Annotated in this window: 7 protein-coding genes; 6 read left to right on the forward strand and 1 reads right to left on the reverse strand. The window is 37.6% G+C overall.

The genetic code is table 11. From position 1 onward, the window contains the following. Positions 1–4 precede the first annotated feature (4 nt). The 4 genes from GGR21_RS00425 to GGR21_RS00440 all read left to right on the forward strand — a co-directional run bounded on the left by GGR21_RS00425 (position 5) and on the right by GGR21_RS00440 (position 4211). Positions 5–598, forward strand: a complete 594-nt coding sequence (locus tag GGR21_RS00425) for a hypothetical protein (RefSeq protein ID WP_183305174.1) — start codon at positions 5–7, stop codon at positions 596–598. Positions 599–613: 15 nt separating this feature from the next. After that, positions 614–2647: a hypothetical protein gene (locus GGR21_RS00430; protein ID WP_183305175.1), complete on the forward strand. Its 2034-nt coding sequence runs from the start codon at positions 614–616 to the stop codon at positions 2645–2647. 2 nt (positions 2648–2649) lie between these two features. After that, a complete protein-coding gene (locus GGR21_RS00435; protein ID WP_183305176.1) occupies positions 2650–3192 on the forward strand; it encodes an RNA 2'-phosphotransferase in 543 nt (180 codons plus the stop codon). A gap of 233 nt (positions 3193–3425) precedes the next feature. Beyond that, positions 3426–4211 carry a TatD family hydrolase gene (locus GGR21_RS00440; protein WP_183305177.1) on the forward strand — a complete coding sequence of 262 codons (786 nt, stop codon included), beginning with the start codon at positions 3426–3428 and terminating at the stop codon, positions 4209–4211. Positions 4212–4366: 155 nt separating this feature from the next. Here the strand turns inward: GGR21_RS00440 and GGR21_RS00445 are convergent, their stop codons facing one another. Beyond that, on the reverse strand, positions 4367–8425 hold the full coding sequence (locus GGR21_RS00445) for a hybrid sensor histidine kinase/response regulator transcription factor (RefSeq protein ID WP_183305178.1): 4059 nt from the start codon (positions 8423–8425) through the stop codon (positions 4367–4369). A gap of 372 nt (positions 8426–8797) precedes the next feature. Here GGR21_RS00445 and GGR21_RS00450 point away from each other — a divergent pair, with 372 nt between their 5' ends. Next, positions 8798–10924, forward strand: a complete 2127-nt coding sequence (locus GGR21_RS00450) for a polysaccharide lyase 8 family protein (RefSeq protein WP_183305179.1) — start codon at positions 8798–8800, stop codon at positions 10922–10924. A 323-nt stretch (positions 10925–11247) separates the two neighbouring features. After that, on the forward strand, positions 11248–12486 hold the full coding sequence (locus tag GGR21_RS00455) for a glycoside hydrolase family protein (protein ID WP_246347946.1): 1239 nt from the start codon (positions 11248–11250) through the stop codon (positions 12484–12486). Positions 12487–12528: the final 42 nt, after the last annotated feature.

Consider the following 12528-nt stretch of genomic DNA (forward strand, 5'->3'; position numbering starts at 1 on the left):
GATTATGTTTGCAAGACGAACAGCAACTAAAATAAAAGATGGGAGAGTAAGCAATAAAAACAGGAATACAAAAACTCCCAACTACTGGAATACAAGGCAGAATGAGCTTCAAATAGACATTCAGAAACCGGGAAAAGGATATAAACATTTTTTGAAAAAAAGAGATATAAAACAGTTTTGGGAACTTCTGCCGGATAAAGATAAAATAGAAATTGAGTTGGATGCAATAGTTTTGGCAGAAGGCAATACTATATGTGATGGTTGGTATCAAAACGGGGTTATCTGTATATGTGCATGGGAAAAAGAGATGACTAGAGAAATGGGATATAAATATTTTGAAGACCATAAAGACCTATTCGACAGATTAGGAATAAAATATACCCTTAAAAAAAACTATGTGATCTGCGACTTTAGTGAGAATCAGATTAAAGCATTTCAGTTGCTAAGGGTAATGACCCATGAAATAGGACATCATATCGACAGGATAAGAACGCGAAGCAGGAGAAATTGCCCTCAAGGGGAAATCTTTGCCTTTAAGTTGGAAAAAGCATATGAAAAGAAACTTTGGAACAAGTATTTCGAATACTTTCCATTCTAATTGAAAATATAAATAATGGAACAAATAAAAACAGAACAATATAAAAGACATTTGTCCGGAAAGAAAGAGATATTAAATAATGCGATCGCCCAATTGAAAAAAGAGTTCATAGGTATCGACAGCGTTATCGATCAGATAGCGAATACCCTTACTTCATGGTTCTTTTTTCCGGAAATGCAGGACCGGCCTGTTATTATTAACCTTTGGGGACTGACAGGCATAGGAAAAACGTCGGTCATCAAACGTTTGGCAGAACTGATCGGTTTTACCGAATATTACTTCCGCTTCGACCTTGGAGAATGCACCGCACGCTATTTTGATATTCAGGATTCGTTTAAAGATATTTATAATAATTGCGACGGTACGCCTTTTATTGTCGGCTTGGATGAATTTCAGTTGGCAAGGACAATAAATGAGGATCAGGAAGAAATAGACCGTGCTTCGATACGTGCGGTATGGGATCTGCTCGATTGCGGTAAATTCGATATTGTTGACTTCGAATACTGTATGGACTGGTTCAATAAATATATCAAGAAACTCGATCTGGCTCTATACAAAGGTGTTACCGTTAAGAGCGGTTTGGTTACTGATAACGACAGTATATATTGGGAAACTGTAAACCCAAATAATAAACCCGAAGGAAAGAAAAGTAGGAAAGCTCCGTTTGTATCGGATAGCGATCTTGATACCATATTCGATATGGTCGATCATTTATTTCTGGTAAAAAGTGAGTTGCGGGAGAAACTAAATAAGATGGACGGGGATCAGACGGTAGACTACCTGATATATCTCTATAAAGCATCGTTGAAGCCAAAGACAGTAGACTGTACCAAATCGTTGATATTTGTTATGGGAAATCTGGATGAAGTATATACAATGAGCCACGATTTCAACCCCGATATGAATGCGAATGAATTTCACCGCCAATCGGCAGAAATAACCGTGACCGAAGTGAAACAGGCTTTGCAGAACCGTTTCCGTAGCGAACAGATAGCCCGTTTGGGAAATAACCATATTATCTATCCGGCTTTCGATGAGAAGTCATTTTACGGTATTATCCGTCTGGAACTGGATAAAGTGAAAAAGAAAGTCGCCGGTACTTATGGCTTAAATATGTTGTTCGATGAAAAGGTAGAGCGGTTGATATATGAAGAAGGGGTATATCCTACACAGGGAACCCGCCCTCTGTTTACCACTGTTCATCAGATTGTGAATACCCGCTTGGGAAAGATACTGAATGAAATCTACCTGAACGGATATGAAGCCGATTCGCTTCGGTTTACGATAAACGAAAAGGCATCGGATAAGGATAATACAGCATTACAGATTGATTTTCTGAAAAAAGAGGTTGTTATTCATCATATTATCGACCAACAACCATTGGTATTGGGAAAACTCCGTCAGGAAAAACAGAATGATGAACAGGCTATTGTTGCTGTCCACGAAAGCGGTCATGCGATCCTGTCATCCATATTGATGAAGACGATCCCGGATGTTGTATTTTCGGTGACTGCTGATAGCAATAGTGACGGTTTTGTTCTTTCCCGTCCGGAATGGAATTATATCTCCAAAAAGGAGATTATTAACCGTCTGGCAGTATTACTTGGAGGATTTGTGGCTGAGCGTATCATCTTCGGGGAAGAAAATGTAACTATCGGATCGAGTTCCGATCTGGGTAAGGCTACCCGTTTGGCTACTTATGTGCTGTATGTATGCGGAATGGGGGATACAAGGGCTTGTTTCGGTAATGAAAATATGAGTAATACTCCATCTGTAATTTTCGACAACAGTAGTGAAACCGTAAATAAAGATGCGAAGGAATTACTTGCAAAAGCTGAGCAATTAGCTGAACAAACTTTAAAAGAACAAGAAAAATTATTAATCAAAATGGCCGATTATTTAAGTGATAAGCGTACCTTGACAAAGGAACAGGTGAAAGAATTCGTCAGGCAATATGCCGTTGATTTCAATATAAGTGAAATTATTGGAGATGCCGAACATCTGTTTTATCGCGGTCACTTGAAAAAACTGGCAGAAAAGTATAACTAAAAATGACAGAACAAGATAAAAAGCGGATCGGTAAATTCCTGAGCCTTGTGCTCAGGCACGATCCCGATAAAATAGGGTTAGAACTTGACGAAAACGGGTGGACTAACGTAAAAGAACTTATTGAGAAATGTAAAAAGCACCGTTATCATTTTTCGATGGAGGATCTTATTGAGATTGTTGAAACCAATGACAAACAACGATATTCGTTTAATGAGAAGCGGAATAAGATCAGGGCTAACCAAGGACATTCGATCCATATAGATCTGGCTTTATTGCCTGTTGAACCGCCTGAGTTTCTATATCATGGAACGGCAACCCGTTTCCTCTCCTCGATTATGGAACAAGGCATTGTAAAAGGTAGCCGTCAGCATGTCCATCTGAGTAGGGATAAGGAAACAGCGACAAAAGTGGGTTCAAGGCACGGAAAGCCTGCGATTCTGACTATTATGTCGGGTAAGATGTATCAGGCTGGAATCCTGTTTTATCAATCGGATAACGGTGTGTGGCTGACTGATTTTGTAGATGTGAAATACATTTCGGAATAAAACTTGAATAAGTTTATCTATACTATTTTAATGTGCCGATTAGCAAATATGCCGATATGCCAATGAATTAACTTGAAATGAGAAAATTTGAGAATAAAAATAAAGATAGTAAAATCTGTTACCTTTATTACTTTTTAGTTAAAATGGATATAACAAGAGAAAGCCAGATTTTTCATTTTTCATTCTTCATTTTTCGTTACATTCATTACTTTTTAGTTAAAATATAAAGAACAATGAAAATAATCGATATAGGTATTAATCTGATGCACCGGTCATTCAATGAAGACCGTGAGCGGGTTGTACAATCTGCAATTGAAGCAGGAGTAAGTCCGTTGATAATAACGGGAACCAGTGAACGGAGTAGTGTGTATGCCGCAAAATATGCATCACAATATCCGGGTAAATTATATAGTACGGCTGGGGTACACCCCCATGATGCAAAATCGTGCACGTCAGAAACGATTAAGAATCTGGAAAAACTGACTAAGCAGGATTGTGTTGTTGCTATCGGTGAATGCGGGTTGGATTATAACCGCGATTTTTCGCCTCGCGATGTGCAGCGCCAATATTTTGAAGCACAAATAGAACTGGCGTGTAAAACCGGGCTGCCTCTGTTTTTACATGAAAGAGATGCTTTTGAGGATTTTTACAAGATACTTGAAAAGTACAGGAGTGATATCCCAAATATGGTCGTACACTGTTTTACAGGACGGAAAGAAGAGTTACTGGCATATCTTGAACTGGGATGTTATATCGGTATAACAGGGTGGATATGTGACGAACGCAGGGGTAAACATCTGATAGATTTGGTAAAGCTGATCCCGCAAGATAAGCTTATGATAGAAACTGATGCTCCATTCCTTACTCCGCGTAATCTGGCTGAAAAGCCAAAAAATGGACGGAATGAACCTAAATTTCTGGAACATATTCTGGACGAACTGGCTTATCATCTGGATGAGGATGTACAAGATTTGGCTGATAAGACATATCGAAACACAAAGAGCTTCTTTAATATATAGTTAGTCACAATGCATTTAAAGTTTGAAATCATTTGTTTAATTGACAGTGGATAAGTTCCCTATTTTAGAAATTCTGGCGGAATATTTCTGTTGGATGAGAAACTCATATATTTATAAACGAAACAATTACAATTATGCTATCACAAAAATATAGCCTACTCTGTTTTGTTCTTATCTCCATCTCTACGCCAATGCATAGGAGATACACCAAAGAAAGTCCTAAAACATTTACTGAAGTACTTGGCAGATGAGAATCCTAATTGAACTGAAATGTCAGATACATTCAGGTGCGGAGAATTAACCAACAAGTGCTGTGCTTCGTTCAGCTTAATATTCAGGGCGAATTCATTCGGGGTTAAGCCTGTTATATCTTTAATTCTTGTATACAGTCTATTTCTGCCAAGACCTAATTCCGATGCCAGTATATCCATATTAAACTCGGGGGTATCGAAGTTCTCTTTCACAATAGCCGTTGCCTTGTCGATTAGACTTTGGTCGTGTTCTGATAGGACATTGAATGTAACAACAGAGTTTTCTTGTCTGGCCAAACTTTGGTACAACAACTTGCGGTTTACAACAAGACTGTTGCAGCGCGAAATCAGGATATCCATATTGAATGGCTTGGTTACGTAAGCATCAGCGCCATACATATATCCTTCGATAGTTTGCGCTATCGAATCTTGTGCCGTCAGCAATATTACGGGGATATGCGAGATATTCATATTGTTCTTTATCTTATAGCACATTTCTTTTCCAGACATCTCGGGCATCATAACATCACTCAGTACAATGTCGGGCTGCAATTCCTGCACCATATTCAATCCTATCCTGCCATTAACAGCCTCATATACTGTATATCTTTCCGAGAAAGACTCTGCCAGCATTGCCCTTAATTCTTCATTGTCTTCTACTATCAAAATAGAGTTCTTCGATTTATCTTCATTATTTTCAGCAGCAGATGTATTTATAGTGTTCTGTGTTAGAACTATCTCGGAGCCTTTGCTCTTCCCGATACTTGTATCTATCTCTTCCTGAAGTAGAAAATCGTCTAAAACATCTGCACTAAAATGAGCTTTTCCCAATTGTAGCATTACCTCAAAAATGCTGCCTTCATTAATTGTGCTTCTTACTTGTATGTCACCATGGTGGCTCTTTACAATTTCTTTAGCGAGGGCTAGTCCAATGCCCGATCCTAAGCTAAAGCCAGAGGAGCGATATTCGACCTGATAAAAACGATCAAATATTTTGGATATAGATTCAGCGGGTATACCAATCCCATTATCTTCGATCTGGATAATGACACTATTGGACTGTAGTACGATTCGTATAATAATTTTTTCCCCCGAGGAAGTATATTTGAATGCATTAGACAATAGGTTATACACAACCTTTTGCATCTGATCTGGGTCAATATACACTATTATATCTTCATCCAGAGGTTCATAAAGATAGACTATATTGTGTTTTAATGCATATTCTTTAAAAAAGTCATAAATGTTATTCAGATAATCAACAAGTTTAACCGGCCGGATTTTCAACTTGGAAAAACCTTGTTCTTGTTTCCTGAAATCGATCAACTCAGTAATGAGGTTGCGCATATGGCCGGCATTTCTATAGACACTCGATATTTTATTATGTAGCTCTGTGTTTATCTTTTCATTTTGGAGAATGATATCTAACTGGCCTAAAATCAAAGTCAAAGGTGTTCTTAGTTCATGAGATACATTGGTAAAGAAGCGCAGTTTAGTCTGATTTAATATTTCATTCTGTTCTTTCTCTCTGCGTTCCATCTCTAATGCCATGCTTAACTTCGATCTCCAGAGGAAGAAACGTATGATGCCAACCAAAAGCAAGACAAACAATACAAAATACAATAGATATGCGATTGTGCTTTTATAAAATGGAGGGTCTATTATTATAGTAATTTCACAAGAAGGTCTGCCATTCTGGCTTCCGTCCTGACTTATTTCTTTCAGTAGTAGCTTGTAGTTTCCTACAGGTATGTTCGTATATGTTATTATATTAGAACTGGTCTTGTTCCAGTTTTCGTCAAAGCCGACAAGCTTATATTCGTAATCTTGAACGGTTGTCATCAAATAGTTTGATGTGGCAAACTTTATCATAACATTATTCTGATTATGTTTAAGACGAATTTCCTTGCTTGCAGATAATGTTCGATTTAGTATTTGAGTTTCATCGTTAGGTGTTATTTGTTTATTATTGACGAATAGTTTATCGAAATAAAGGTTGTATCTTTTCGTATCCAAGTCACTCATTTGAGATTCAAATATAGAGACCAGCCCATTTACCCCTCCAATAAATATTTCATCGTTGTGCGTAACATAAGCGCTGGAACCATGGAAGAAATTAGTCAGTGGAAAATTAGACGATGATTGGAACACTACCTTTTCTGTGTTCTTGGCATCAAAAATCGAAACTCCGGCATTGCTTAATATAATTAAATTCCCTGATGGAGCTTCTGCAATGTGGTAGCAGAAATTACTCATCAGCCCGTTTTGTTCCTGTGTATAGTTTTTAAAATTATCAGTTTCGGGCTGATACTTGAATAATCCGGAGCCTGATGTGCCAAAATAAAGTTGATGATCACCCGTTTCTAAAACTGTTGACACCCGGAATTTTCCTAATGAATATGGATCAGCAGGGTCGTTCCTGTAATCCTGGATTTTCTTAGTTCGCAGGTTTATGCATCGCATACCATCTAATAAAGATAACCACATTCGCTCTTGGCTATCGATGTAGAATGAATAGACAAAACTCTGTTTCAAGGCTCTTTCTATAATACTGTCTGTACTGAAATCGTACACTTTGTCATCATTGAGGTCAAGCCTGCTAATGCCTGTTGCTGTCAGCAAAATAAGGTTGTTATTGTAATATTGCATATCCCTTATAATGTTATCAGGTATCGAGTATTTATCCAGGTTGTTATGAGTTTTGACTTTATAGGTTTTGGTCTTCAGGTCAAAAATGCGAAGTCCCCCATTGTGTACACCTATATAGAGTTGTTGCTTGTCTTCTCTATACCATATCGATTTAAGATTATATCCTAGAGCCGATATTTGTTTGTTATTTTCATGAAAGAAGTGAGAAAACTGCCTGGTTTTTAGATCCAAGCAATTCAACCCTCCTCCCTCTGTACATATCCATAAATTGCCATATCCATCCTCCGTCATTTTGCCTACAAACGGATAACTCAGATGGGTTTTACTAAGAGGATTAGATGTATAGAGGCGAAATGTATTAATCGAGGGATTAAAATAATTGACCCCTCCGAAATAGGTGCCAACCCATATTGTACCTTGTGTGTCTTCATAAAGTGAAAATATGGAAGTGTGGCTGATGCTATGGGGGATATTGTCTACATGAACATAGCTTTCCCAACGTTGGGTAGCAGTATCAAAACTATTTAGCCCATAAAAAGTACCTATCCATATTTTGCCGGCACTATCTTCCAGTATAGTACGGATCTGATTGTTTGATATAGAGTTTTGATCTGTTTTATGCTCAAAATGTGATATAATCTTCTCATCTTTATTCAGCAGGTATACTCCATTGTTTGAACTCCCAACCCATATATTATCTTTCTTGTCTTTGTATAAAGTATATATGCTAATATCTCTCAGCACAGGCCGTTCGTTTGTCACATTACTTTGAGGGATTATGGTCAGCCCTTTGTCAGAACCTATCCATAAATCATTGTTTTCCGAAACCAGAAAAGAGGAAACCTTACCTATTGTAGCTCCTATAAGACAATATTCTTTTATTTCATTATTGTCATACTGAAATATTCCCGAATTTCCGGCAAACCAAAGGACGCCGTTTTGATAGGAGATAGCCCTTACATCCCCCTCTTTTATCAGATGGAATTTTTCTTCTTTTATGTCATAACGTATAAGGTCAAAATCCGCCTTTATGTATATACTACCTTTGTTATCTCCACAAATTGCGTAAATATTATTTTGAGTAAGGCCAGCTTCATTCTTTAACGAACTGAACGCTTCGGTTTCCTTTCCGTTGTATCTGCAAATACCCTCAGCAGTTCCAAACCACATTGCTCCTGTTTCATCCTGATAAATAGACATTACATTTATTTGAGACAATCCATCCTTGCTCCCAAGGTGATTGAAATATATTCCATTAGCTTGGGCGACTAAAGAGCATGTCAAAAAAACGAAAGAAATTATTTGCCGCATCATGTCATTGAGCATATCCTAATATTAGTAAAGGCCAGGGTTTATTATTTTATTAAAAAAATAAATTGTCCAGTCTGGTATAAATCGATGTATCTGATTGTCTGCTAAAATCTAATAGCAAGATTAATTTTACTGCAAATTACATAATAATTCTAAATATAACTTGTGAAAGGTAGAAAATTAATAATGATATATCCATTCTAGTACAAAACTACCCCATAACAAAAACAAAAAGAGGAAAAGTATCTCTTTACAATGTGTACTTTTAGATAACTTTTTTAACATCATATTATTTTGTGAAACATGAAAACCTTTACCTCCATCACTAAATACCTTTATTATTATACTTCTTGTTGGCAATCAATAGTGATTTTCATGTTTTTGTTACTTTGCTTCTTCTCTATTGAGGCTAAATCAATCAATAATATTGAACTGATTATAGAAAGAATTCAAGCTACCCAGAAGGTTGTAAATATTGAGTCTGTGGAACGGGAAACAAAAGACTGCATGGCGCAACTACAAGACGATGGGGCACTTCTCTCTGTGAATTACAAGGATAGACATCAGACAAACTGGAAACCTTTGGAACATCTGGATGAATTGAAGAGCATTGTGCTGGCTTATACCGTGGATGGCAGTAAATACTTTGGAGATGCAAAGGTCTATAAAGCAATTGAAAAAATGCTTCAATACTGGTACGATACAGCTCCTACAAGCACAAACTGGTATATGCAACAAATTGCGGTTCCTCAACGTATGGGCATTATACTGATTCTCATGCGGTCGGGAGTACAGGCCCTGCCTGCCCGGTTAGAGAACCAGTTAATTGAACGCATGGAAAAAACAGGAGGAAGGCCCGATCAGTCAGGCTCACTTGGAACAGCGGCCAACAAACTGGATATAGCTACCCATTGGATATATAGAGGCTGTTTATTAAATGATGATACTATCTTATCTTTTGGGGTACAACAAGCATTCGCCCCTTTGGTGCTGACAACAGACGAAGGATTGCAGCATGATTTTTCATACCAGCAACACGGAACACAATTATATATAGGAGGGTATGGTGATGTTCTTGCCGGTGGTATTGCCAATCTGGCTTTATATATGGCAGGTACACCTTATGCATTGTCCGAAGAGAAGTTAGAACTCCTTAGTGACTTTGTTCGCAAATCTTATATTCCTGTTACAAGAGGGCAATATTTTTTGTACAATGTAATAGGACGAGGGCTGAGCCGGAAAAATGCATTGAATAATATTTCTTCGGCTGCCTTGATGCAACAAATGATGATCCTTGATCCTGCTAACAAACAGTATTATGAAGATGCAGTATTCAGGTTAAAGGGAGAAAGAAGTCCGGGCTATGGTATCTTGGCAGAGAATGCTCATTTTTGGCGTTCCGATTATACTCTCCATCAGCGACCGGCATATACGTTCGATGTAAGGCTGGCTTCAATATATACATCCAGAAGCGAGAATGGGAATGGCGAAAACATGAAAGGATACTTCCTGACCGATGGTGCCACCAGCCTGACATTGCAAGGAGATGAGTATAATAATATTTTTCCTGTGTGGGATTGGGCCAGGATACCCGGAGTAACAAATCCTATTGTCGAAGATATTCCACAGCCTAGGGCTTGGCAGACTCCGGGAACAAGTAAATTTGCGGGAGGTGTATCCAATGGCAAATATGGAGTCTCGGCCTATTTTCTGGACGATAAAAACTTTGGAGTAAACACATCTGCTAAAAAAGCATGGTTCTTTTTTGATGAGGAGATCGTTTGTCTTGGCGCAGGTATCACCTCAACGTCTCCTCAATCTATAAATACAACAGTAAATCAGTGTTTACTCAAGAGTGATGTTGTTGCATGTATTGATGGGCATGAGATTAAGGTAGACGGAGTTTTACAGTCACAGAACAACTTGTCATGGGTGTTACACGATGGAATTTGGTACTATTTCCCCGAAAAAGGAAATATATTTATTAGCAATCAGATACAAAAAGGTACATGGAAATCTATAAACACATCTTTATCGGACGACACGGTACAAAAAGAGGTGTTTAAATTATGGTTCGATCATGGATCTTCCCCCAAAAACGAAAAATATTCTTACATCATTGTGCCCAATAAAGGGACTATCGCTGAACCGAAGAAATACACTCCGGATGATGTCGTAATATTATCTAATACTGATTCTATTCAAGCGGTAGCCCATCGCAAATTAAATATTTACGGGATTGTTTTCTACAAAGCAAGTACGTTTTCGGACGACAAATATTCAATAACGACGGATAAGCCGTGTACTATTCTTCTTGATTATAATTCTGAGCCAAAGACAAGAATTTATCTGGCAGATCCGTCACGTATCGAGTCGAATATTAGGGTAAAACTAGAAATACTATCTTCAGGCTATTCGCAAGAAATAGAATGTAAATTACCTGTTGTTCCCGATCCTTATGCGGGAGCATCTGCTCTGTACACCATTCACGAATTGCCATAACAGAGTGAACTTTTGCCGATAGGAAAAGGGTTAATTAGGAAAATATAAACAAAATTCCCCCATTTAAAGTATAAAAATGTCCTGTCTCATGTGGGTGTTTAATCTACATTTGTAATGATAATTTAATGATTTAAACAAAAAGAAGTAATATCGGAAAATCTTGAATAACCCTAAACCCAATAAAATGAATTTCTCTAAAATATGCTTCTTGTGACCTAATATATTAGCTGCATGATTGGATATCTACCTACAATATATGTTATAAGAAAATTAAGACAGAGAAAAGAAATCTATAATAAGGAACCATAAATTTAATCTTGAAGATGAATAAATTGAAATGTATCTGTATTTCTATATTAGTTGGTATTATGTCCATATCTTGTGAGAAGAAGGGCAATGAAAAAGAAGCATTTATAAGCGACAATATAAATTTTTCTGTTCTCCAAACAACTTTGATGTTGAAAAACCTGGGAGAACCTACAGGGAAGAATTATCCGCGAACAATGGATGATGAAGGCAAATTAGTGACAACTCAGATGAAAGACTGGACACCAGGCTTCTTTCCTGGTTCGCTTTGGTATCTTTATGAACTGACAGGTGATACCCTGTGGCGTCGTCATGCTGAAGAATGGACACATAGTCTGGAACCTCTCAAAACATTTACAGGACATCATGATTTGGGTTTTATGATGTATTGCAGCTATGGCAATGCAAATCGATTGGCTCCTAAACCAGAATATAGAGACATTTTGATTCAAAGTTCAAAATCTTTATCATCACGTTTCAGTGAAAATACAAAAGCCATTAAATCATGGAATTACCGTAAAGCCTGGAACGATACCGTCGAGTGGTTTTATCCTGTTATCATAGACAATATGATGAATTTGGAGATGTTGTTTAACGGAACTAGATTGTCAGGAAATGAAAGGTTCAAGGATGTTGCGATTGCACATGCTAATACAACGCTCAAAAATCACTTTAGAGAAGACTATAGTAGCTATCATGTTGTTGACTACGATACAATAACAGGAGTCGTGAAGGATCAGGCAACTTGCCAGGGGTATAGTGATAATTCTACATGGGCACGAGGACAGGCTTGGGCAATATATGGATATACAATGATGTATCGCGAAACAAAAGATAAAACTTATCTGGATGCAGCTATAAAAATGACAGACTGGTATCTGGCCCACCTTCCGGAAGATCTTATTCCTCTTTGGGATTTTAATGTCAATACTGAAGGTTATATGGCTGAAGGTAAATCGTATGCAGTAGAATTTAAGGGGGAGAACCTAAAAGATGCATCAGCGGCTGCAATTACATGTTCTGCCCTATTTGAGCTGGGGGAAATTACTCAAGACAAAAAATATTTGGATAGCGCAGTCAAAATGCTTCACACTTTGGCCTCTCCTGAATATAGAGCAGAACTTGGCACTAACGCCAACTTTCTTTTGAAGCATAGTGTGGGGAGCATTCCCCATATCAATGAAATAGACAAACCACTTGTATATGCCGACTATTATTTCTTAGAAGCATTAGTCAGATATAGAAATATGAAATGAATGCGTTTCATGTGACTATTGAAGCCGGAAATTATTAACAGA

It is taken from the genome of Dysgonomonas hofstadii (genome assembly GCF_014196915.1).
GTDB classification, from domain to species: Bacteria; Bacteroidota; Bacteroidia; order Bacteroidales; family Dysgonomonadaceae; genus Dysgonomonas; species Dysgonomonas hofstadii.